We start from the raw sequence: 22,896 nt of genomic DNA, 5'->3' as shown, positions 1-22,896 counted from the left end.
CGGGGTCCATCGGCGCAGCGGCCTCTTCGACCGGTCCGACCGGCACGTCCGGCGTCGGAACCGCGGCCTCATGTGGCGTCGGGACGGCGGCCTCGTGCGGCTCGTCCGCGTGCGGGTCGTGCTTGATCTCTTCGCTCATCGTCTGAAAGCCTGTCCCCGGCCGCGCGGTGCGGCGTCCTCTTCGCACGCGTATATATCGATTACGCCATCGGCAAGGCTTCGATCACCACGAAGGCGAGTGCATAGGGGTGTTCGTCGGACAGCGTCAGATGAATGTGCGCGCTGTGACCCGGCGGCGTCAACCGCGCCAGGTGGTCGGCCGCCGCTCCGGTCAGGGCCAGGGTCGGCTGGCCGGAGGGCAGATTCACCACCCCCATGTCCTTCCAGTAGACATCACGGCGCATCCCGGTGCCCAGCGCCTTGGCACAGGCCTCCTTGGCCGCGAACCGCTTGGCATAGCTCCAGGCCGCGTCGGGCTTGCGCTCCGACCGGGCGCGTTCGATCGCGGTGAAGCACCGGTTCCTGAAGCGGTCACCGAAACGGTCGATCGACGCCTGGATGCGCCGGATGTCCGACAGGTCCGCGCCCACCCCGATAATCATGCGGCGATGATCACCGGGCCGGCTCCGGTGCCCGCGCCTCGTCCATCAGGGCCCGCATCCGCCCGATCGCCGACCCCAGTCCGACGAAGATCGCCTCCCCGATCAGGAAATGGCCGATGTTCAGCTCCATGATCTCGGGGATCGCAGCGACGGCGGCGACGGTCTCGTAGTCGATGCCATGCCCGGCATGGACCTCCAGCCCCAGAGCCCGGGCCTGGGACGCACCCGCCTTCAGGGCGATCAGCTCGCGTTCGGCATCGTCCGGCCTGCCGTCGCGCACGGCGTCGCAATAGGCGCCGGTATGCAGCTCCACCACGGCCGCCCCGGTCCGATAAGCCGCTTCGATCTGGACCGGGTCGGCCCCGATGAACAGGGATACGCGCGACCCGGCGTCGTTCAGACGCCCGACCACGGGTGTGATCCAGTTGTGGCCGCCCACGACGTCGAGGCCGCCCTCGGTCGTCCGCTCCTCGCGCTTTTCAGGCACCAGGCATACGGCATGGGGTCGGTGATGCAGGGCGATGGCCAGCATCTCCTGGGTCACGGCCATCTCGAGGTTCAGCGGTCGGTCCTGATCGCGCAGCACGGCCGACAGATGGTCGATGTCGGCATCCGAGATATGGCGACGGTCCTCACGCAGGTGGGCGGTGATGCCGTCGGCTCCGGCCTCGAGCGCCTCTCGAGCGGCCCGGACGGGATCGGGATAGAGGCCGCCGCGCGCGTTCCGGACGGTCGCGACATGGTCGATGTTGACGCCGAGGCGGATGCGTTCGCTCATTTCGACAGCCTGCGACTGCCCGGATCCTCGACGGGCAGGGCCGCGAGTTCGGGCGGCAGGGCGTCTGCGGCATAGGCCGGCACATCCAGCGTGGCCAGGGCGACCAGGGGCACACCGACATCGGCGCGACCGCCGGACCTGTCGACGATACAGGCGGCGGCCACGACATCCCCGCCCGCCTCGCGGATGGCGGCGATGCATTCGCGGCTGGACAGGCCCGTGGTCACGATGTCCTCGACCATCACCACCTTCTGGCCCGGCTCGACGTGGAAGCCGCGCCGGAGTTTGAACGTGCCGCCCTCGCGTTCGACATACATCGACGGGACACCCAGATGACGCGCGGTCTCATAGCCCGGGATGATGCCGCCCACGGCGGGTGAGATGGCGACCTCGACGGGCCCGACGGTGGCGGTGATCTTCTCGGCCAGGGCCTTGCAGAGCCGCTCGCAACGGCGGGCATCCATGAAGACCAGGTTCTTCTGCAGGAAGACCGGGCTGTGCAGGCCGGAGGACAGCACGAAATGCCCCTCGCGCAGGGCACCGGCGGAGCGGAACTCGTTCAGGACATCTTCGGAGGTCATGCGGCGGTCTTAGGACCAACCGGCTCACAGGTGAAGCGTCACATTGCCAGACGCGCGTCGCATTCGGTCACACCCTCGGCGATCCCGAGGTCTGCGTACAGTCGCCTGGCCTCGCTCCAATTGACGATGGCCTGACCGGGCTGGTCGAGCGCATCGAGGGCCAGGGCCTTCAACCGCAGGGCATTCGCAAGGTCCAGCGCCCGGTCCGGCAGGTCGGCATAGAGGGCAACCGCCTCGGTGGCCTCCCCCAGCGCCTCGACGAACCGCCCTTCCAGTCGGGCCCGGTCGGACCGGTGCCGAAGATCGTAGGCCCGTTGCAGGTCGTCCATCGAAGCCTCCCTGCGTCCGATCAGTATTCCCGGCTTTCGGCCTGGCGTTCTTCCAGATGGCCGTCCTTCAGGGCGAAGACCCGGTCCATGTGGCCGGCCAGCGCCATGTTGTGGGTGGCGATCAGGGCGGCAACGCCGGTGTCCTTGACCCGTTTCTGCAGGGCCTCGAACACCGTCTGGCTGGTGGTCGGGTCGAGGTTGCCGGTCGGCTCGTCGGCCAGAAGCAGGCGCGGGCTGTTGGCCAGGGCACGGGCCAGCGCCACCCGCTGCTGCTCCCCGCCCGACATCTGCGCCGGCTGGTGCAGGATGCGCTCGGCCAGACCCAGAGAGCCCAGGGCCGCCTCGGCACGGGTGCGGGCCTCCGTCTCCGAATAGCCGGCGATCCGCATCGGCAGGGCCACGTTGTCGCGTGCGTCGAACTCCGCCAGCAGGTGGTGGAACTGATAGACGAAGCCGATCCGCGACAAGCGCAGCCGCGTGCGGGCGCGTTCGTCGAGGCTGCCGACATCCTCGCCGTCGATGCGAACCTCGCCCGAGGTCGGCCGTTCCAGCAGGCCGGCGGCATGCAGCAGGGACGACTTGCCCGAGCCCGACGGCCCGATCAGCCCGACCAGCTCGCCCGGATGGATGTCGAGGTCGACGCCCTTCAGCACCGTCAGTTCGCCCTGACCGGTCGTATAGGTGCGGGTGATCCCGCGCAGGCTGAGGACGGGACTACTCATAACGCAGGGCCTCGACCGGATCGATGCGCGAGGCCGACCACGACGGCGGCAGGCTGGCCACGCAGCTCATGATCAGCGACCAGAGCGCGACCCAGAACACATCCACGGGATCCACTTCGGCCGGTATGGCGTCGAGCATATAGACGTCGGCGTTGAACAGCTGCACGCCTGTGATGGCCTCCAGGAAATGCTGGATCGCGCCAATGTTCAGGCAGAACAGCAGACCCAGGGTCAGGCCCGCCAGCGTTCCGGCAACACCGATGGTCGCGCCCGCCATGAAGAAGATGCGCAGGATCGACGCCGGACTGGCCCCGATGGTGCGCAGGATGGCGATATCGCGCCCCTTGTTCTTCACCAGCATCACGATGCCGGAAATGATGTTCATGGCCGCGATGGCGACGACAAGGCCGAGGATGATCGACATGGCCGCCCGCTCGACCTTCAACGCGCCCCAGAAGGCGGCCAGACGATCGCGCCAGTCCATGACGAAGGCACCGGGTCCGGCGGCGGCGCGAACGGGCGCGATGTATTCACCGACCCGATCGGGTTCGGCGACCTTCATCTCGATCACGTCCCAGAGGCCCTCCTTGCCGAAGAACAGCTGGGCCTGCTCCAGCGGCATGAAGATGAAGATGCGGTCATAGTCGGCAGTGCCCGACGAATACATCCCGCCGACGCGATAGGTCTTGGACAGGCCGCCCAGATTGCCGAACGCCGAGTCCGCGCCGGTCGGCGAATAGATCTGGATCGGGTCTCCGACGCGCAGACCCAGCTGGTCGGCCAGGGCCTGCCCGATCAGGACATTGTCGCCGCCATAGGCACCCTGGCCGAAGCTGGCCCTGGCCTGGGGCGACAGGCTGGAGGACACATATTGCATGGTGTCCAGATCCTCAGAACGAAGACCGCGCACCACACCGCCGGTCGTCTGGCCGCCTGCGATAATCAGGGCCTGGGACTCGGTCAGCGGGCTGACGCTCCGGACGCCCGGAACGGCCTTCAGCCGCGCGACGACCGCGTCGCGATCCGGGGCACTCAGCACCTGGCCCTGGACATACATATGCCCATTGAAGCTCAGCATCCGGCCCAGCAGTTCCGTGCGGAACCCGGCCATGATGCTCATCACGCTGATCAGGACCGCGACGGCCAGCATGATGCCGACGAAGCTGATGATGGCGATGGTCGCGACCCCGCCCTCCTTGCGCCTGGCCCGCAGATAGCGAAGCGCGAGACCGATCTCCCAGGTGGAAAAAGCCCCGGCGGGTCTGGGCGGCGCGTCGAGCGGCGTCGTGGTCAACCGATGCGCTCCATCGCCTGATCCAGAGGCAGGGTCGACTTCTCGCCGGAGGCCCGGCGTTTCAGCTCGACCACGCCCTCGGCCACGCCCTTGGGCCCGATGGTCAGCTGCCAGGGAATGCCGATCAGGTCGGCGGTCGCGAACTTGCCGCCTGGCCGCTCGTCGGTGTCGTCATAGAGGACCGACTTGCCGGCGGCCTCCAGGGCCTCGACCGCGGCCTCACAGGCCTCGCAGACGCCCGGATCGTTGGCGCGCAGGTTGATGACGACCACGTCGAACGGGGCCACGGCGTCCGGCCAGATGATACCGGCGTCATCATGGCTGGCCTCGATGATCGCGCCCAGCAGACGCGACACCCCGACGCCATAGGAGCCCATGTGGACCTCGGTGTCCTGGCCGTCCGGTCCGGCGACCTTCGCCTTCATCGGGGCCGAATATTTGGTGCCGAAATAGAAGATATGGCCGACCTCGATGCCGCGCGCGGTCAGGCGATCGCCCTCCGCCGTCTGGCTCTCGAACTGGGCCGCGTCGTGCATTTCCTCGGTGGCGGCATAAAGGGAGGTGCGGCCGTCGACGATGGCCTGCAGGTCGTTCCAGTCGACGTCGGGACCGGGGGCCGACATTTCGACCAGGGCCTTGTCGCAGAAGACCTGGCTTTCGCCGGTATCGGCCAGGACGATGAACTCGTGGCTCAGGTCGCCGCCGATCGGACCCGTGTCGGCACGCATCGGCACGGCCTTCAGACCCATCCGGGCGAAGGTGTTCAGATAGGCCACGAACATGCGGTTGTAGGCGCGCCGCGCCGCCGCCTCGTCGATATCGAAGGAATAGGCATCCTTCATCAGGAACTCGCGTCCGCGCATGACGCCGAAGCGGGGCCGACGCTCGTCGCGAAATTTCCACTGGATGTGGAAAAGGTTCAACGGTAGCGACTTGTACGACTTCACGAAGCCCCGGAAGATGTCGGTGATCATCTCCTCGTTGGTGGGGCCATACAGCAGCTCACGCTCGTGCCGGTCAGTGATGCGCAGCATCTCCGGGCCATAGGCGTCGTACCGCCCCGATTCGCGCCATAGATCGGCCAGTTGCAGCGTCGGCATCAACAGTTCGACCGCCCCTGCCCGCTCCTGTTCCTCGCGCACGATCTGCTCGATCCGGTTCAGGACGCGCAGGCCCAGAGGCAACCAGGCATAGATGCCGGCGGCCTCCTGTTTGATCATGCCGGCGCGCAGCATCAGCTGGTGCGAAACGATCTGGGCGTCGCTGGGCGCCTCTTTGAGCGTGGGCAGGAAATAGCGCGACAGGCGCATTGGTCGGTCCTTGCGTGGGGCGGTCTGCTGTAGCCCGTGCAGGCGAACCTTGGCAACGCGATGGCAGGGCCATTGACACCACTCCCCTCGCCATGCTTTGTATTACAAAGTTCTTTTACCTGGGGGAATCTGATGAAACGTCTTCTGTTCACAACCGTTCTGGCCGCTGCCACCCTGCCCGGCCTCGCCATCGCCGGAACGGTAGAGGTTCGCCTGACGGGCGCCCAACCGGGCGGGCCCGTGATGGTTCAGCTCTGCTCCGAGTCCGAAGGGATGACCCGCTGCTCGCGAAATGCCCGCGTGGCGGTCAGCAACGGCATGGCCATTGCACGGTTCGAGAACGTCCCCGCCGGTCGCTACGGCGTCGGTGCCTTTCAGGACGTCGACTCAAACGGCCGCCTGGGCTTCAGCATGATGGGTCGCCCGAACGAGCCCTGGGGCTACAGCCGCAACGCCCCTGCGGTCATGGGACCGCCGAACTTCGCGGACGCGGCCGTCACTGTCGGCGCGGCCGGCGGCGTCATCACCGTTCAGCTGGGGCTCTGAGCACGATGAACCTCGACCTCGTCCCGCTCGGCTGGATCCACAGCCTCGCCTGCCTCGTCGCCCTGGCTGCCGGAGCCTTCGTGTTCGTCACCCCCAAGGGTACGCGGCAGCACCGGCTGGTCGGCCTGACCTTCGTCATCTCCCAGATCGTGCTGAACGTGACGGCGCTCGGCATCTACCAGCTGGGGCAGTTCTTCTTCCCCCACGTGCTGGCGATCATCACCCTGGTCCTGATCGCCGTCGGCTGGGGCGCGGGTCGCCTGATCCGGCACCATAGCGGCTGGCGCTTCGTCCATCTCAGTTCCATGATCCTCAGCTACTACATGCTGATCGGCGGCGGAGTGAACGAGGTCTATCTGCGCATCGATGCGCTGAAGGCCATCCTGAACCGTGAGGGGCCCCAGCTGATCGGCATGACCCACGGCGTGGTCATGCTGGTCTTCCTCGTCCTGCTGCTGGGCTGGAACGGGGCCGAGATCGTGCGGATGGTCCTCAGGACCAGGCGACGGTCGGCCCGGCTGACGACCGTCTAGACGCCGGGTGGTGCCATATCCGGCAGGGGCATCCAGCCGATGTAGACGAGGAACATCACGAAGGCCCAGACGATCAGGGCGACCCAGGTGGTCGTGATGAACTTGCGCTTCAGGTTCGGCGTCTTCGGCGCGCCCCACTGGGTGCCGTCGGTCGGCGGCTCGTGCGTCTCGGCCGAGGTGCCGAGAGGCAGGATGCCGAACAGCACCACCCACCAGACGACGATATAGATGGCGAACATGGTCAGGGGGCCGATGGGCATCAGTGCGTGTCCTTGGGGGCTTGCATCAGCTCGATCAGGACGCCGCCCATATCTTTCGGGTGCAGGAACAGGATGGGGGTGCCGTGGGCGCCGATGCGGGGTTCGCCGGACCCGAGAAGGGTCGCGCCCTTCGCCCGCAGCGCATCGCGGGCGATCAGGATATCCTCGACCTCGAAACAGACGTGGTGCTGGCCGCCCTTCGGGTTCTTCGCCAGAAAGCCGTGGATCGGGCTGTCCTCTCCCAGCGGTTCAATCAGCTCGATCTGGCTGTTGGGCAGGTCGATGAAACAGACCCTCACGCCCTGGGCCGGCAGGTCGAAGGGCTCGCCGGCCGACGTGGCGCCGAGCATATCGCGATAGAGTGCGACGCTGGCCTCGATGGACGGGGTCGCGATGCCGATGTGGTTCAGGCGACCGATCATCACAGCCTCAGGATCACCGTCTCGACGATCGGGCGACGGTCCCAGATCTGCTGCGAGGCCTTCTTCAGTACCCGCGCCACGGCCTGTTCGACCACATCGTCGTCATCGCGCGCCTCACCCTTCAGCGAGCCGACGACCTGTTCGACGCGCTCGGCCAGATCGTCGAGAGCGTCGCCCAGGGGCGTGACCTCGTCGCCCGGCAGGCCGATGGCGCGGACGTCAATGTCCGAGACGATCTTGCCGCGCTTGTCCATGGCAAAGCTGACGACCAGTACGCCATTGGTCGAGGCGTGGCGACGCTCGCGCAGGGCCTCGCCCTTCTCCGTCACCACCATGCCGCCGTCGACATACAGACGACCGTTGGGCACCTCGTCGATGATGGCGGCCACACCGGGGGCCAGACGAACGAGGTCGCCATTGCGGGGCGTGACCGTCTCCGGCACGCCCAGGTCGCGGGCCAGCGCCGCATGCTCCATCAGGTGGCGACGCATGCCGTGGGTCGGGACCGAGATGCGCGGGCGGGCCCAAGCATACATCTGGCGCATCTCGTCGCGGCACGGGTGGCCCGAGACGTGGATGCCCGGATGGTCCTTCTCGGTATAGAGGCGCACCCCCCGGTCGGCCAGGCGGTCCTGAAGGTCGGCGATGGCCAGTTCGTTGCCCGGAATGATCCGCGACGAGAAGATGCAGTGGTCGCCCAGACCCAGCTTGATGAAGGGATGCGATCCGTCGGCGACGCGCGACAGGGCCGCACGGTCCTCGCCCTGGCTGCCGGTGCACAGATACAGGATCTCGTCGGCCGGCCAGTGACGGGCCTCGTCCTCGGACAGGATGGCCCTGGAGTCATTGAACAGGCCGACGTGTTTCGCCGCCGCCGTGATCCGGTGCATCGAGCGACCGGCCAGGGCCACGCGACGGCCCGCCTTGTCCGCCGCCTTGATGACGCTGACCATACGGGCGACGTTGGAGGCGAAGCAGCCGACGGCGATCCGGCCGGTCCTGAGGCTGCCGATCAGGTCGATCAGGCCATCCTGCGCTTCGGTTTCCGATCCCGCCTCGCCCTCGACGAAGACATTGGTGGAATCGCAGACCATGGCCAGCAGGCCCTCGTCGCCCATCCGGGTGATGGCGGCAACATCGGTCGGCTTGCCGATGACGGGGTTGGGATCCAGCTTCCAGTCGCCGGTATGGAAGACCGTTCCCAGCGGCGTGACGATCTTCAGGCCGTTCGGCTCGGCGATCGAATGGGTCATGGTGATGAAGTCCACCGAGAACGGTCCCAGATCGACGTGGCCGCCCATCGGCACCTCGATGATCTTGACGTCGCGCAGGCCCCGGTCGCGCAGCTTCTCGCGGATCAGGAAGGCGGTGAAGGGCGTGGCGTAAAGCGGGGCCTTCATCCGTTCCCACAGCCACGGCAGGGCCCCGATGTGGTCCTCATGCGCATGGGTCAGCAGGATGCCACGGATGGCCTCGCCTTCGAGGAAGGCGGGGTCGGGCACGATGATGTCGACGCCGGGCGTGGACGAATCGCCGAAGGTCACACCGACGTCGACGATGATCCACTGGCGGTCGTCTTCGGGGCCGTAGCCATAGCAGTTGAGGTTCATACCGACCTCGCCCGAGCCGCCCAGCGGCAGGTAGACGAGTTCGTCGTTCGCTTTGATTTTTGTCATGTGTCCGTCAGATGGGTATTGCGGCGCCAGATTTCGAGCAGGCCGCGAATGGTCAGGTCCGGATCGAACCGGTCGATGCTTTGGGTGGCGCCTTCGAACAGCGAGGCCACGCCCCCGGTGCCGACGACGGTCATGGGTGCCCCCCACTCCGCCTTGATGCGGGCGACCATGCCCTCGATCAGGCTGACATAACCCCAGAAGACCCCGGACTGCATATTGGACACGGTGTCCTTGCCGATCACGGTCTCGGGCCTCTGGATGGCGATACGCGGCAGCATGGCCGCCGCCTCGTGCAGGGCCTGGAGGCTGAGGTTGATGCCGGGCGCGATCGCCCCGCCCTCGAACGCCCCGTCCGCGGCGACGATGTCGAAGGTGGTCGCTGTGCCCGAGTCGATGACGATCAGGTCGCCGGGATAGATCAGATGCGCACCGATGGCGTTGACCAGGCGATCCGCACCCGCCTCGCTGGGTTTCCTGATCCGCACGGGGATGCCCAGTTCGACATTGTCGCCGATGACCAGGGGCTCAACCGACAGATAGCGACGGGCGAGGTTTCTCAGGTTGAAGATCGATTGCGGGACCACGCTGGAGATGATGCAGCCGTTCAACGACGCCAGCTCGATCTTCCGCATGGCCAGCAGCTGCGTCAGCCAGACGGCGTATTCGTCGGCGGTGCGGCTGGCCTCGGTGGCCGTGCGCCATTGGGCGATCCAGGCCTCGCCGTCATGGACGGCGAACAGCGTGTTGGTATTGCCCTGTTCGATGGCGAGAAGCATCAGGCGGCCACTCCAAAGAAAACATCGCCTGCCGAGATCAGCCGCAGCTGACCATCGGCCGTGCGCAGGCGGAGGGCTCCGTCCGGTGCCACGCCATCGGCGGTCCCCTCGACCGTCTCATGACCCAGACGCGCGACGCAGGGACCGTCCAGCCCGCTGGTGCGCGCAATCCAGGCGTCGAGGATGGGCTGGAAGCCCAGGCTTTCCCAACGCGCCTGCCAGAGGGCAAAGGCCTCGGCCAGCACGCGCGCGGCGGCGTCGATGGACGGCGGATAGGCGATATCCGAGCGCAGGTGGCTGGCCAGACAGGTCGCCGGGCGTTCGGTCCCCTCCGGCGCATGGGCCAGGTTCACGCCGATGCCGACGGCCAGCCACAGTGCGCCGGACGCGTGCGTGCCGGACTCGATCAGGATACCGGCGGCCTTCTCGCCCGCGAGCATCACGTCATTGGGCCATTTGATACTGACCGATCCGGGCACGGCAAAGGCATCCAGCAGGTCGGCGACGGCGAGCGCCGCGACGAACGTCACCTGCGCCGCCTCGGCCGGGGCCTTGTGGGTCAGGGTCAGCAGGGTGGCGAACAGGTTGCCGGTGTCGCTGTTCCACGCGCGCCCGCGCCGACCGCGTCCGGCGGACTGTCGGCGAGCGACGATCCACCGGGCCACGGTTTCACCGGCCTCGGCGCGGCGGCGTGCCTCGGCGTTGGTGGAATCGATCTCGTCCAGCAGATCAATGGGCGGCGTCACCGCCCTACTTCGCTCCGAACCCGGTCGCGGCGATTTGGGTCAGCGGCTCCAGCCAGATCAGGCCGACGATCACCAGCGGGAAGGAAAAGGCCGCGCAGACCCAGCCGATCCATTGAGCTTCGACCGGAGCCTTGTCGGTGGCGACCCCATCGTCCGGTGCCGCGTCGAACCACATCAGCTTGATAATGCGCAGATAGTAGAAGGCCGCCACGACCGAGGCCACCAGACCCGCCGCAGCCACCATCCAGTAACCAGCCGAAGCCGCAGCGCCGAAGACATAGTATTTGCCCCAGAAGCCCGAGAACGGCGGCATGCCCAGCACCGACAGCGACAATACGGTGATGGCCATGGCGGTGACCGGCCGGTCCTTCTTCAGGCCCACCAGGTCGGCGATCTTGCGGATCGGACGACCGTTGCGGCTCAGGGACAGGAGGATGGCGAAGAAGCCCATGGTGTCAATCATGTACAGGGTCATGAACATGACCATGGCCTGCAGGCCCTGCTCGGTGCCTGCCGCGATGCCCAGAATGGCGTAGCCGATGTTGGCGATCGACGAATAGGCCAGCAGGCGCTGGATGTCCTTCTGCGCCAGGCCACCCCAGGCCCCGACGACGAAGCTGGCGAGGGCGATCAGGATCAGCACCTGGGCCCACTGCTCGTGGGCCTGCAGGAAGCCTTCGCTCAGGGCGCGTGCAAACAGGACCATGGCGGCCATCTTCGGTGCCGTGGTGAAGAAGGCCACGACCGGCGTCGGCGCGCCTTCATAAACGTCGGGCGTCCACATGTGGAACGGCGCGGCCGAGACCTTGAACGCCAGACCGCAGATCAGGAACACCAGGCCGAAGATCAGGCCCGGACCGGGGTTGGCCGTGGCATAGGCGGCGATGTCCTCGAAATGCATCGAGCCTGAGAAGCCATAGATCAGGCTGGAGCCATACAGCAGCAGGCCGGACGACAGGGCCCCGAGCACGAAATACTTCAGGCCGGCCTCGGACGCCTTCAGGTCGTCGCGGTGATAGGCGGCCAGCACATAGAGGGCCAGCGAGTGCAGCTCGACCCCGACATAGAGCGAAATCAGGTCGCCGGACGACACCATCATCCCCATGCCGACGGCGGCGAGGACGATCAGGATCGGGAACTCGAACCGGGCGATACCGGTGCGCTGCATCCAGCCGCCGCCCAGAACGACGGCCACGGCCGAGGCCAGATAGATGGCGACCTTGGCATAGACGGCCAGTGGATCGGCGACATAGGCCCCGTTGAAGGCGGTACCGAGCGGGCCGGTCGCGGCGACGGCAGCGGCCGCGATGAGCAGGGCGACGGACAGGATCGACACCAGCCGCGCCGACTTCTCGCCGATGAAGGCACCGAGCAGCAACAGGACGAGCGCACCGATGGCGAGCGTCAGCTCCGGGGCGGCGAGATAGAGGGCTTGGGACAGGTCAGGCATTATTCTCTCACCCGCCGGTCGCGAGCTGCCAGCCGTTGACGACGGCGTCGACGGAGGCGGCGGTGTAGTTCAGGACGAGGTCCGGCTGGACGCCCAGCCAGATCGTGCCGACGATCAGGGGGACGAAGATGACCAGCTCGCGCAGGTCGATGTCCTTGATCGTGGCCAGCGCCGGGTTGGTGATCTCGCCGAACATGACGTTGCGATACAGGGTCAGGGCATAGACGGCCGACAGGATGACGCCGGTCGCGGCCACGAACGCCGCCCAGGTCGAGGCCTGATAGACGCCGGTCATCGTCAGCATCTCGCCAATGAAGCCCGAGGTCCCCGGCAGACCGACGTTGGCCATGGTGAACATCAGGAAGATGGCCGCGTACCAGGGCATCCGGTTGGTCAGGCCGCCGTAGAAGGCGATCTCGCGCGTGTGCATCCGGTCATAGACGACACCGACGCAGAGGAAGAGCGCGCCCGAGATCAGCCCGTGGCTCAGCATCTGGAAGATGGCCCCCTGCATCCCCTGGGCGTTGCCGGCGAAGATGCCCATGGTCACGAAGCCCATGTGCGCCACCGACGAATAGGCGATCAGCTTCTTGATGTCGGTCTGTCGGAAGGCGACCAGGGACGTGTAGGCGATGGCGATCACCGACAGGGTGAAGACCAGCGGCCGGTACAGGACGGATGCATCCGGGAACATCGGCACATTGAACAGGATGAAGCCGTAACCGCCGAGCTTCAGCAGGATGCCGGCCAGAATGACCGATCCCGCCGTCGGCGCCTGGACGTGGGCGTCGGGCAGCCAGGTGTGGACGGGCCACATCGGCATCTTCACCGCGAACGAGGCGAAGAAGGCCAGCCACAGCACCGACTGGGCCTGCGGGCTGAAGGCGAAGGTCTTCAGCTCCGGAATGCTGGTCGTGCCCGCCTTGTTGGCCATCCACAGCATGGCCAGCAGCATCAGCACGGACCCCAGCAGGGTGTAGAGGAAGAATTTGTAGGCGGCATAGATCCGGTTCGCCCCGCCCCAGACCCCGATGATGATGAACATCGGCACCAGGGTGCCTTCGAAGAAGATGTAGAACAGGAACAGGTCCAGCGAGGTGAACACCCCGATGACCAGGGTCTCCAGCACCAGGAAGGCGATCATGTAGTCGACGACGCGGGTCTCGATCGACTTCCAGCTGGCCAGGATGCAGATCGGCATCAGGAAGGCCGTCAGCAGGACGAACAGGATCGAGATCCCGTCCACGCCGAGGTGATATCCGGCCCCGGCGAACCAGGCGTAGTTCTCGACGAACTGATAGGCCGGGTTGGCGCTATCGAACTGAAGCACCAGCACCGCCGACAGGGCCAGGGTCACCAGAGTGGTGCCCAGCGCCACCCAGCGGGCGATGCCATCCTGGCCCGACGGAGCGGCAAAGCGGCCGATCAGGATCAGCAGCGCCCCGACCAGCGGCAGGAAGGTGACCACGCTCAGGATATTGGGGATCGCACCCATAACTCAGGCACCCCAGGTGTAGATGGCGAAGGCGAGCAGACCGGCCACGCCGAGCAGCATCACGAACGCATAGTGGTAGACATAGCCGGACTGGAGCCTGGCCAGCCGCGCGGCCGATTTCAGCGACGCCCAGGCGGCACCGTTCGGCCCCAGCCCGTCGATGATCCGGACATCGCAGACCTTCCAGAAGAAGTCGCCCAGCGCCCTGGCACCCTTGACGAAGACGAACCCGTAGATCTCGTCGAAGAACCACTTGTTGTACAGGAAGGTCCAGAGCGGTCCCTCCTTCGCGGCCATCCGCTTTGCCATCCCTTCGTGCAGGACGTAGTAGAAGGCGGCGATGGCGGCCCCCAGCAGGGTCACGACCAGCGGCGACCACTTCACCCACAGCGGAACCTCGTGGCTCTCGTGCAGGACATGGTTGTGCGGACCGTTGAAGATGGCACCGCGCCAGAACTCGGTCTCGTGATGGCCGATGAAGTCGGGCGCGAAGACGAAGCCCGCTGCGACCGCGCCGATCGCCAGAACGATCAACGGCGCCAGCATGACCCACGGGCTCTCGTGCGGCTTCAATGGGCCATGATGGCCATGATCGTCATGCCCGTGCGCGCCATGATCTCCATCCTCGATCCGCTCCGCGTGGGTCTCGATCCGGGCGTGCGGGGCGCGATCGTCAGGGTGGTCGTGCGCGTGTGCGGCGATCGCCTCTTCCGTCCATTGCGGCCTGTTGTGGAAGGTCATGAAGATCAGCCGCCACGAATAGTAGCTGGTCAGCCCGGCCGCGAAGATGCCGACGAAGAAGGCGAAATACCCCGCTGCCGAATGGCCGCTCGTGGCCGCCGCCCAGGCGCTCTCGAGGATCGAATCCTTCGAATAGAAGCCGGCGAAACCGCCGATCCCGGGGATGCCCAGGCCGGTGATGGCGATCGTGCCGATCATCATGACCGCATAGGTGACGGGCAGCAGTTTCCACAGCCCGCCCATCTTCCGCATGTCCTGTTCGTGGTGCATCCCGTGGATCACCGATCCGGCCCCCAGGAACAGCAGGGCCTTGAAAAAGGCGTGCGTAAACAGGTGGAACATGGCGGATTCATAGACGCCGACGCCCGCCGCAAAGAACATGTAGCCCAGCTGCGAACAGGTCGAATAGGCGATGACCCGCTTGATGTCGTTCTGCATCAGGCCGACCGTCGCCGCGAACAGGGCCGTGACTGCGCCGGTGATGGCGATCAGCAGCGACGCCGTGGGCGCATACTCATAGATCGGGCTGAGCAGGCAGACCATGTACACGCCGGCGGTGACCATGGTCGCGGCGTGGATCAGGGCGGACACCGGCGTCGGGCCCTCCATCGCATCGGGCAGCCAGGTGTGCAGGAAGAACTGCGCCGACTTGCCCATGGCACCGATGAACAGCAGCACACCCGCCAGATCCAGCGCCGACCAGGTGTGCCCCAGGAACGCCCAGCCCTGCCCCTGTTTCGAGGCGATCATCGGGAACAGCTCGGCGAACTCGATCGTGCCGAACATCCAGAAGACGGTGATGATGCCCAGCGCAAAGCCAAAGTCGCCGACGCGGTTGACGACGAAGGCCTTGATGGCGGCGGCCGACGCGGTCGATTTCTTGTACCAGAAGCCGATCAGCAGATAGGACGCCAGCCCCACCCCTTCCCAGCCGAAGAAGAGCTGCATGAAGTCGGCGGCGGTCACCAGCGCCAGCATGGCGAAGGTGAACAGGGACAGATAGGCGAAGAAGCGCGGCCTGGAGTCGTCTTCGGCCATGTATCCCCACGAATACAGGTGCACGAGCGAAGACACGCTGGTCACCACGACCAGCATCACCGCCGACAGGGCATCGATGCGGATCGACCAGGCCGACTGGAAATCGCCGACGTTGATGAAGGGCGCGATCGTGACCGTGAAGGGTTCGAGATGACCCCAGGTCCACTGGCTGAACACCGTCCAGGCGACGGCGCACGAAAAGAACAGCAGGCCGGTCGTGATGGCTTGCGACGGGATATCGCCGATGCGGCGACCGAAGAGGCCGGCGATGGCGGCACCGAGCAGCGGGGCGAAGACGCCGAGCGTGACGAGCAGTTCGAGAGTCACTCCGGTCAGCCCTTCATCACATTGGCGTCGTCAACCGCGATGTCGCCGCGGTTGCGGAAGAAGGTCACCAGGATCGCCAGGCCCACGGCGGCTTCGGCCGCGGCCACCGTCAGGACGAACATGGCCATGATCTGCCCCTGTACGTCGTTCAGATAGGCGGAGAAGGCGACGAAGTTGATGTTCACCGCCAGCAGGATCAGCTCGACCGACATCAGGATGATGATGATGTTCTTCCGGTTCACGAAAATGCCGAAGACACCGATGGTGAACAGCATGGCGGCGACCGCCAGATAGTGTTGCAGACCGACGTCCATCAGCGCAGCTCCTCGCCGGTAACGCCCGCCCCGGTGACGACGCCCTTGATCTGGACCGAGGTCTTGCGGTCGCGGTTGGTCTGGGCCCCCGGATCCTGACGGCGGACCGACGGCTTCTTGCGCAGGGTCAGGACGATTGCCCCGATCATGGCGATCAGCAGCACGATCCCGGCCGCCTGGAAGAAGTAGATGTAATCGGTATAGAGCACCCGCCCGATCGTCTCGACGTTCGAGGCATCGGCGGTGGCGACGGCGGGTGCCACGGCGTCCGAAGCCGCCCCGCCCTGCACCACCACGATCGAGATCATGACCATCTCGGCCAGCAGTATGCCCGCCACGATCGCCGCCAGGGGCAGATAGGTCGCATACCCCTCGCGCAGCCTCACGAAGTCCACATCCAGCATCATGACGACGAACAGGAACAGGACCGCGACCGCGCCGACGTAGACGACGACCAGAAGCATGGCCAGGAACTCCGCCCCCAGCAGCACGAACAGTCCGGCCGACGAGAAGAAGGCCAGGATCAGCCACAGGACGCTGTGCACGGGGTTGCGCGCAGTCACGACCAGAAGGCCGGACACGACTGCCACCGCCGAGAGCAGATAGAAGGCTATGCCTTGCAGCATGGGAGGCTTTCGCCCTTTCCGAAATGGTGCGGCGCAATCGCCGCACCTCTTAGACAGCGTTCGCCCCAAAATGAAGCGAGCAATTCGTATTCTGCCCCTCTCCCGCCGGGAGAGGGAAATCCTCACCGATAGGGTGCGTCGAGCTCCAGGTTCCTGGCGATCTGGCGTTCCCAGCGGTCGCCGTTGTCCAGCAGCCGCGCCTTGTCATAGAGCAGTTCCTCGCGCGTCTCGGTGGCGAACTCGCTGTTCGGACCCTCGACGATGGCATCCACCGGGCAGGCCTCCTGGCACAGGCCGCAATAGATGCATTTGACCATGTCGATGTCGTAGCGGGTGGTCCGGCGGCTGCCGTCGCTGCGGGGCTCCGATTCGATGGTTATCGCCTGGGCCGGGCAGATGGCCTCGCACAGCTTGCAGGCGATGCAGCGTTCCTCGCCGTTCGCATAGCGGCGCAGGGCGTGTTCGCCCCGGAAGCGCGGCGACTGCGGATTGCGCTCGAACGGATAGTTGATGGTGTGCTTGGGGCGAAAGAACTCGCGCAGGGTCAGGCCGAAAGCCCCCACCATGTCGATCAGCAGCGCACCCTTCGCGGCCTGGACGATACGGGTAATCATCGGATGGGGTCTCCGGGACGGCGGCAGTCGCGGCGATAGCGATCCGTGTCGGTGTTCATGATGGCGCACAGGCGCACGCGTTCGGCCTCGCGCCGCTCAATGCCTTCCTGACGCCGCTGCCACTGATAGACGGACGCCGGCTCGGCCTCATAGGCGGGCGGCAGACAGCCGGTCAGGCCGATGCAAAGGACGGACAGGGCGGCCATCCGGATCATGCCTCGACCATAAAGACGCGCCAGGCCGACACGATCACCACGGCCACCAGAGACGTCGGCAGGAAGATCTTCCAGCCCAGCCGCATCAGCTGGTCGTAGCGGTAGCGCGGCACGAAGGTCTTCACCATGGCGAACATGAAGAACCAGAAGACGATCTTGGTCGCCAGGACCAGGAACAGCAGAAAATTGACCAGGAACGGCGGCCAGTCGGCGGTGAAGTCGATCGGAAAGCCCGGGTTCCAGCCGCCGAAGAACAGCAGGCTGATCATGGCGCACATGAAGACGATGTTGGCGTATTCGCCGATCATGAACAGCAGATAGGGCGTGGAGGAGTATTCGACCTGATAGCCGGCCACCAGTTCGGACTCCGCTTCTGGCAGGTCGAACGGCGGGCGGTTGGTTTCCGCCAGGGCCGAAATGAAGAACATCATCGTCACCGGGATCATCACCACCACCAGCGGCCAGGTGTCGGCCCCGCCGCCGAAGGCGAACCAGTTCCAGATCCAGCCTTCCTGCGCCGTCACGATCGACGACAGGTTCATGGTCCCGGCCAGCAGGATGACGTTGATGATGATCAGGCCGATCGAGACCTCGTACGACACCATCTGCGCGGCCGACCGCAGCGAGCCCAGGAACGGATACTTCGAGTTCGAAGCCCAGCCGCCCATGATGATGCCGTAGACGCCCAGCGAGCTGATGGCGAAGATGTACAGGATGCCGACGTTCAGGTCGGAGATGACCCAGCCCGGCGCGAACGGAATGGCGGCCCAGGCCACGAAGGCGAGGACGAAGCTGATCAGCGGTGCCAGCAGGAAGACCGCCTTGTCGGCCCCGGCGGGAACGACGATTTCCTTCAGGACGAACTTCAGAAAGTCGGCGAAGGACTGAAGCAGGCCGAACGGACCCACGACATTGGGCCCTTTCCGCATCATCACGGCCGCCCAGATCTTGCGATCGGCCAGCAGCAGGAAGGCCAGCGACAGCAGGATACCGATCGTGACGATCAGGATGCCGCCGGTGGTGATCAGGGTCCAGCCGACCGGTCCGGTCCAGAAATTCTCGGTCATGCTCTACTCCGCCGCCAGCAGGGCCGGAGCCATGCGCAGGGCGCTAAGCTCGGCCATCGTCGCGCTGGCGCGCGCGATCGGGTTGTTCAGATAGGGGTCGGTCACGGCCGAGGTGAAGGCGACATCGCCCAGAGCCCCTTTGGTCCCCAGGCTCGCCACGTCGAACGACGCAGCAGGGGCCAGATAGTCGATCCGGCCGAACGTCGGATGGTCGCCCATCAGTTTCGTGCGCAGCTGCTCCAGGGTGTCGTATGGCAAGGTGTGACCCACGCGCTCGGACAGGGCACGCAGGATGGCCCAGTCTTCCTTGGCCTCGCCCTTGGGGAAGACGGCGCGTTCGGCCATCTGCACCCGGCCCTCGGTGTTGACATAAAGGCCCGACTTTTCGGTCCAGGCGGCACCCGGCAGGATGACGTCGGCGGTGTGCGCCCCGCGGTCGCCATGGCTGCCCAGATAGACCTTGAAGGCGTTCGACGGACCGGTCTCGATCTCGTCCGCCCCCAGCAGGAACAGCACATCGAGTGCACCCCGCTGGACCATCTCATGGGCCGAAAGGCCGCCCGTCGCCGGGACGAAGCCCATGTCCAGCCCGCCGACGCGGGCGGCGGCGTAGTGCAGCACGTTAAAGCCGTTCCAGCCATCCTTGACGACGCCCAGCGAGCCGGCGAGTGCGCCGAGGGCGTTGATTACGGCCGGGCCCCTGGGGCCCGACAGGGCCCCCGAACCGACGACGATGGCGGGGCGTTCGGCTTTCGACAGGGCATCGGCAGCCGCCTTCGGCAGCTTGGACAGCGTCTTCGTCCCGCGACCGATCAGGTCATAGTCATAGGTCAGGTCGGCGGCATCGCCGATGACGCTGACGCGGGTCTTGCCGGCCAGCCAGGACTTGCGGATGCGCTGGTTCAGCAAGGGGCCTTCGGTGCGCGGATTGACGCCGACCAGAAGGATCGAGTCCGCCCCTTCCAGACCTTGCAGACCCGTGTTGAACAGCCAGCCCTCGCGCGGGCCATATCCCAGGGCCGATCCGTCCTGGCGACAGTCGGTGTTGGACGAGCCCAGCGCGCGGAACAGGTCCAGCGCCGCCTTCATCGATTCCGCGTCCTGCAAATCCCCGGCGATGACGCCGATCCGGTCTGACGGGGCTGACTTCAGCTTCGAGGCGACCGCGTTCAGCGCCTCGTCCCACGAGGCGACGCGCAGCTTGCCGTTCTCGCGCACATAGGGCCGGTCCAGACGGCGCGCCTGCAGGCCGTCGACGACATAGCGGCTCTTGTCCGACAGCCACTCCTCGTTGATGCCCTCGTGCACGCGCGGCAGGATACGCATGATCTCGGCACCCTTGGACTGGGCCGAGATGTTGGAGCCCAGGGCGTCCATGACGTCGATGGTCTCGGTCTTCTTCAGTTCCCACGGGCGATAGTGGAACTGCCACGGCCGGTGCGTCAGGGCCCCCACGGGGCACAGGTCGTTGACGTTGCCCGACAGCTCGGACCCCACGGCCTGTTCCAGATAGGTGGTGATCTCGGCGTCCTCGCCTCGACTGATCATGCCGATGTCCGGCACGCCCGCCACTTCCGACACGAACCGCACGCAGCGGGTGCACTGGATGCACCGCGTCATGAAGGTCTTGATCGTCGGACCCATGTTCTTTTCTTCGACCGCGCGCTTGTTCTCGGCATAGCGCGAACCGTCGCGGCCATAGCCCATGGCCTGGTCCTGCAGGTCGCACTCGCCGCCCTGGTCGCAGATCGGGCAGTCCAGCGGGTGGTTGATGAGCAGGAACTCCATCACCCCTTCGCGCGCCTTCTTGACCATCGGCGTGTCGGTGAAGATCTCCTGGTTTTCGGCGGCCGGCAGGGCGCAGCTGGCTTGCGGCTTGGGCGGTCCGGGCTTCACCTCGACCAGGCACATGCGGCAGTTGCCAGCGATCGACAGCCGCTCGTGATAGCAGAAGCGCGGGATCTCGTGCCCGGCGCGCTCGGCAACCTGAAGCACGGTCATGCCGGGCTCGAACTCGACTTCGATGCCGTTGACTTTAGCGACGGGCATTATTCGCGGACTCCGCCGTAGGGATGATCGACCAGATCGAGGCGTTTCTCGATCCGATCCACGCGTTCTTCGATTCGATCCAGTCGACGGTTCACGCCCGCGAGACCCTCCTCGACATGTGTCATACGGATCTTGAGGCCGTGGACGTCTTCGCCCACGCGATCCAGCTTGGTTTCGATTGCGGTCAAGCGGATTTCCACACGGCGGAGGATCTGCAGGACGAGGTTGTCGGGTTCGTCGACCATCAGCCCGCCTCCCCGTTCGCCGGCATAGTCATCATGGCCGTCTGCGTCGTGCCGTCTGGCAGCGTCTGGGTGATCTCGATCTCGTCGCCGCGCATGGCATAGCGCATGACCGGATCGCCGGATGCATTCATCCACCGAACGGAGGCGGGGTCGGGCAGGTCCAGCGGCTTCCACACGACCAGTCCGTCAGCGGCGCGGCACTGGGCCTTCATCATCCCGCCATCGACGGGCGCGCGCCACTGGGCGTTGACGACCTGACCCTCCAGGCCGGTCAGCTCGATCGCCTCGACCTGCTGGCCATGGATGGCGGCCAGACCGGCGCGACAGACGCGGCGCAGGTCCACGGCCGTCAGCACGGCCGGCGACCGGGCCACGGCACCTGACACCGGCGCGGTCGGGGCGACGGTCTCGGCCGGGGTCGCGGCCGTCTCGGCAGGCTTGCCGCAGGCCGACAGGGCCATCGCCGTCAGGGACAGGATCAGGGCGCGCCGCATCCCCTACTCCGCCGCGATCGCGTGGCCGGCGAAGTTCGCGCGGCGGGTGCGGTAGGACGAAATGCGGTCCTCGATCTCGTGGCGGAAGTGGCGGATCAGCCCCTGGACCGGCCAGGCGGCGGCGTCGCCGAGCGCGCAGATGGTGTGGCCCTCGATCTGGGTCGAGACTTCCAGCAGCATGTCGATCTCGGCGGGATCGGCCTCGCCCACGGCCATCCGCTCCAGCACGCGCCACATCCAGCCGGTGCCCTCGCGGCACGGCGTGCACTGGCCGCAGCTCTCGTGCTTGTAGAAATAGCTGATGCGGGCGATCGCCTTCACCAGGTCGGTGGAGTTGTCCATCACCACCACGGCGGCCGTGCCCAGACCCGACTTCATTTCGCGCAGGGAATCGAAGTCCATCAGGGCGACTTCGCTCATCTCGCGCGTGATCAGGGGCACCGAGACCCCGCCCGGGATGATGGCCTTCAGATTGTCCCAGCCGCCGCGCACCCCGCCGCAGTGATCCTCGATCAGCTGACGCAGCGGGATCGACATGGCCTCTTCGACATTGCAGGGCCGGTTCACGTGGCCGCTGATGCTCATCAGCTTGGTGCCGGTGTTGTTCGGACGGCCGAAGCCGGCAAACCACTGGGCCCCACGACGCAGGATCGTGCCGACGACGGCGATCGACTCGACGTTGTTCACCGTGGTGGGGCAGCCATACAGGCCCGCGCCGGCCGGGAACGGCGGCTTCAGGCGCGGCTGGCCCTTCTTGCCCTCCAGGCTTTCCAGCAGGGCGGTCTCTTCGCCGCAAATGTAAGCGCCCGCGCCGTGGTGGATATAGAGGTCGAAGTCCCAGCCGTGGACGTTGTTCTTGCCGATCAGCTTCGCCTCATAGGCCTGCTTGACCGCCGCCTCCATGCGCTCGCGTTCCAGCACATATTCGCCGCGCAGATAGACGTAGCAGGCGTGGGCCTGCATCGCGAAGGAGGCGATCAGACAGCCTTCGATCAGCAGGTGGGGATCATGGCGCATGATCTCCCGGTCCTTGCAGGTGCCGGGCTCGGACTCGTCGGCGTTGACGACGAGGTAGTGAGGCCGGTCCTTCACCTCCTTCGGCATGAAGGACCACTTCAGACCGGTCGAAAACCCGGCGCCGCCGCGTCCGCGCAGACCCGAGTTCTTGACGTTGGTGATGAGCCAGTCGCGGCCCATATCCAGCATGTCCTTGGTCGCGTTCCAGCAACCACGGTTTTTCGCACCTTCCAGACCCCAGTCCTGGAGCCCGTACAGGTTGGTGAAGATGCGATCCTTGTCTTCCAGCAGACCGACCATCAGCGCGCCTCCCCTGCCCCGGCCACCCCGGCCGTTCCCGCTGCCGCGCGGGCGCGAGAGTTCGCTCCGCCGATCGCCGGTCTGGCGCTCGGTTGGCGGAGGCGGACGCTGGGCGCCTGAACTTGGGGGTGTCTGATCAGGCGCATTCGGGGAACCGGCGGGAGAAGGCGAAGGGGACGGCGCAGCAGGCGTCGGTGTCGCGGGCGGTGCCGAGGCCCCGCCCAAAGGCAGGGCGCTGGCGCCCATCAGATTGGCCATGAAAAGGCCGGCGACGCCGCGCTTCGGTGGTTTTGATGTCACGACGGTCCCCCGAACGTCTTGTGATCACG

General features: G+C 66.1%; 26 protein-coding genes. 2 read left to right on the top strand and 24 right to left on the bottom strand.

Annotated features, from left to right (window positions below; genetic code table 11):
• Positions 1-200: 200 nt before the first annotated feature.
• Genes acpS through proS form a run of 7 tightly spaced genes read right to left on the bottom strand, consistent with a single transcriptional unit; the run spans position 201 to position 5,616 of the window.
• Positions 201-602 carry a holo-ACP synthase gene (gene acpS, locus HZ989_RS10010; RefSeq protein ID WP_209320692.1) on the bottom strand — a complete coding sequence of 134 codons (402 nt, stop codon included), beginning with the start codon at positions 600-602 and terminating at the stop codon, positions 201-203.
• 10 nt (positions 603-612) lie between these two features.
• Positions 613-1,380 (bottom strand): pyridoxine 5'-phosphate synthase, encoded by a 768-nt coding sequence (locus tag HZ989_RS10005; protein WP_209320691.1) that lies wholly within the window; start codon positions 1,378-1,380, stop codon positions 613-615.
• Entirely contained in the window at positions 1,377-1,961 is a 585-nt protein-coding gene (gene pyrE / locus HZ989_RS10000) for an orotate phosphoribosyltransferase (RefSeq protein WP_209320690.1), read from the bottom strand. The genes HZ989_RS10005 and pyrE overlap by 4 nt, the downstream gene beginning before the upstream one ends.
• A gap of 38 nt (positions 1,962-1,999) precedes the next feature.
• On the bottom strand, positions 2,000-2,290 hold the full coding sequence (locus HZ989_RS09995; RefSeq protein ID WP_209320689.1) for a hypothetical protein: 291 nt from the start codon (positions 2,288-2,290) through the stop codon (positions 2,000-2,002).
• A 20-nt stretch (positions 2,291-2,310) separates the two neighbouring features.
• The gene (locus HZ989_RS09990; protein ID WP_209320688.1) at positions 2,311-3,012 is read right to left on the bottom strand and encodes an ABC transporter ATP-binding protein; all 702 of its coding nucleotides are present in this window, start codon (positions 3,010-3,012) and stop codon (positions 2,311-2,313) included.
• Entirely contained in the window at positions 3,005-4,306 is a 1,302-nt protein-coding gene (locus HZ989_RS09985) for a lipoprotein-releasing ABC transporter permease subunit (RefSeq protein ID WP_209320687.1), read from the bottom strand. Before HZ989_RS09985 ends, HZ989_RS09990 begins: the two co-directional genes overlap by 8 nt.
• Positions 4,303-5,616 (bottom strand): proline--tRNA ligase, encoded by a 1,314-nt coding sequence (proS, locus tag HZ989_RS09980; protein WP_209320686.1) that lies wholly within the window; start codon positions 5,614-5,616, stop codon positions 4,303-4,305. The genes HZ989_RS09985 and proS overlap by 4 nt, the downstream gene beginning before the upstream one ends.
• 132 nt (positions 5,617-5,748) lie before the next feature.
• Here proS and HZ989_RS09975 point away from each other — a divergent pair, with 132 nt between their 5' ends.
• Complete coding sequence (locus HZ989_RS09975) at positions 5,749-6,162, top strand: DUF2141 domain-containing protein (protein ID WP_209320685.1); 414 nt, start codon at positions 5,749-5,751, stop codon at positions 6,160-6,162.
• A 5-nt stretch (positions 6,163-6,167) separates the two neighbouring features.
• Complete coding sequence (locus HZ989_RS09970) at positions 6,168-6,695, top strand: hypothetical protein (RefSeq protein ID WP_209320684.1); 528 nt, start codon at positions 6,168-6,170, stop codon at positions 6,693-6,695.
• Here HZ989_RS09970 and HZ989_RS09965 read toward each other — a convergent pair.
• The 17 genes from HZ989_RS09965 to nuoF all read right to left on the bottom strand — a co-directional run bounded on the left by HZ989_RS09965 (position 6,692) and on the right by nuoF (position 22,567).
• A complete protein-coding gene (locus HZ989_RS09965) occupies positions 6,692-6,955 on the bottom strand; it encodes a DUF1467 family protein (RefSeq protein ID WP_209320683.1) in 264 nt (87 codons plus the stop codon). The genes HZ989_RS09970 and HZ989_RS09965 overlap by 4 nt on opposite strands.
• A complete protein-coding gene (mce, locus tag HZ989_RS09960; RefSeq protein ID WP_209320682.1) occupies positions 6,955-7,377 on the bottom strand; it encodes a methylmalonyl-CoA epimerase in 423 nt (140 codons plus the stop codon). Before mce ends, HZ989_RS09965 begins: the two co-directional genes overlap by 1 nt.
• A complete protein-coding gene (locus tag HZ989_RS09955; RefSeq protein ID WP_209320681.1) occupies positions 7,377-9,053 on the bottom strand; it encodes a ribonuclease J in 1,677 nt (558 codons plus the stop codon). The genes mce and HZ989_RS09955 overlap by 1 nt, the downstream gene beginning before the upstream one ends.
• Positions 9,050-9,832 carry a type III pantothenate kinase gene (locus HZ989_RS09950; RefSeq protein WP_209323098.1) on the bottom strand — a complete coding sequence of 261 codons (783 nt, stop codon included), beginning with the start codon at positions 9,830-9,832 and terminating at the stop codon, positions 9,050-9,052. Before HZ989_RS09950 ends, HZ989_RS09955 begins: the two co-directional genes overlap by 4 nt.
• On the bottom strand, positions 9,829-10,575 hold the full coding sequence (locus HZ989_RS09945) for a biotin--[acetyl-CoA-carboxylase] ligase (RefSeq protein WP_209320680.1): 747 nt from the start codon (positions 10,573-10,575) through the stop codon (positions 9,829-9,831). Before HZ989_RS09945 ends, HZ989_RS09950 begins: the two co-directional genes overlap by 4 nt.
• A 4-nt stretch (positions 10,576-10,579) precedes the next feature.
• Positions 10,580-12,025 (bottom strand): NADH-quinone oxidoreductase subunit NuoN, encoded by a 1,446-nt coding sequence (nuoN, locus tag HZ989_RS09940; RefSeq protein ID WP_209320679.1) that lies wholly within the window; start codon positions 12,023-12,025, stop codon positions 10,580-10,582.
• 7 nt (positions 12,026-12,032) lie between these two features.
• Complete coding sequence (locus HZ989_RS09935; RefSeq protein ID WP_209320678.1) at positions 12,033-13,520, bottom strand: NADH-quinone oxidoreductase subunit M; 1,488 nt, start codon at positions 13,518-13,520, stop codon at positions 12,033-12,035.
• Between the two features lie 3 nt (positions 13,521-13,523).
• On the bottom strand, positions 13,524-15,626 hold the full coding sequence (nuoL, locus tag HZ989_RS09930; protein ID WP_209320677.1) for an NADH-quinone oxidoreductase subunit L: 2,103 nt from the start codon (positions 15,624-15,626) through the stop codon (positions 13,524-13,526).
• Positions 15,627-15,631: 5 nt separating this feature from the next.
• Complete coding sequence (gene nuoK, locus HZ989_RS09925) at positions 15,632-15,940, bottom strand: NADH-quinone oxidoreductase subunit NuoK (RefSeq protein WP_209320676.1); 309 nt, start codon at positions 15,938-15,940, stop codon at positions 15,632-15,634.
• The gene (locus HZ989_RS09920) at positions 15,940-16,566 is read right to left on the bottom strand and encodes an NADH-quinone oxidoreductase subunit J (protein ID WP_209320675.1); all 627 of its coding nucleotides are present in this window, start codon (positions 16,564-16,566) and stop codon (positions 15,940-15,942) included. The genes nuoK and HZ989_RS09920 overlap by 1 nt, the downstream gene beginning before the upstream one ends.
• Positions 16,567-16,688: 122 nt before the next feature.
• Positions 16,689-17,180 (bottom strand): NADH-quinone oxidoreductase subunit NuoI, encoded by a 492-nt coding sequence (gene nuoI / locus HZ989_RS09915; protein ID WP_209320674.1) that lies wholly within the window; start codon positions 17,178-17,180, stop codon positions 16,689-16,691.
• Positions 17,177-17,386: a hypothetical protein gene (locus HZ989_RS09910; protein WP_209320673.1), complete on the bottom strand. Its 210-nt coding sequence runs from the start codon at positions 17,384-17,386 to the stop codon at positions 17,177-17,179. The genes nuoI and HZ989_RS09910 overlap by 4 nt, the downstream gene beginning before the upstream one ends.
• A 5-nt stretch (positions 17,387-17,391) precedes the next feature.
• Positions 17,392-18,462, bottom strand: a complete 1,071-nt coding sequence (nuoH, locus tag HZ989_RS09905) for an NADH-quinone oxidoreductase subunit NuoH (RefSeq protein ID WP_209320672.1) — start codon at positions 18,460-18,462, stop codon at positions 17,392-17,394.
• A 3-nt stretch (positions 18,463-18,465) separates the two neighbouring features.
• A complete protein-coding gene (gene nuoG / locus HZ989_RS09900; protein WP_209320671.1) occupies positions 18,466-20,511 on the bottom strand; it encodes an NADH-quinone oxidoreductase subunit NuoG in 2,046 nt (681 codons plus the stop codon).
• Entirely contained in the window at positions 20,511-20,756 is a 246-nt protein-coding gene (locus HZ989_RS09895; RefSeq protein WP_209320670.1) for a hypothetical protein, read from the bottom strand. Before HZ989_RS09895 ends, nuoG begins: the two co-directional genes overlap by 1 nt.
• Positions 20,756-21,250 (bottom strand): hypothetical protein, encoded by a 495-nt coding sequence (locus tag HZ989_RS09890; protein WP_209320669.1) that lies wholly within the window; start codon positions 21,248-21,250, stop codon positions 20,756-20,758. Before HZ989_RS09890 ends, HZ989_RS09895 begins: the two co-directional genes overlap by 1 nt.
• Positions 21,251-21,253: 3 nt before the next feature.
• Complete coding sequence (nuoF, locus tag HZ989_RS09885) at positions 21,254-22,567, bottom strand: NADH-quinone oxidoreductase subunit NuoF (protein WP_209320668.1); 1,314 nt, start codon at positions 22,565-22,567, stop codon at positions 21,254-21,256.
• Between the last annotated feature and the right edge of the window lie 329 nt (positions 22,568-22,896).

It is taken from the genome of Brevundimonas sp. AJA228-03 (genome assembly GCF_017795885.1).
Classification (GTDB): Bacteria; Pseudomonadota; Alphaproteobacteria; order Caulobacterales; family Caulobacteraceae; genus Brevundimonas.
This window is presented reverse-complemented; position numbering and strand designations above follow the sequence as displayed.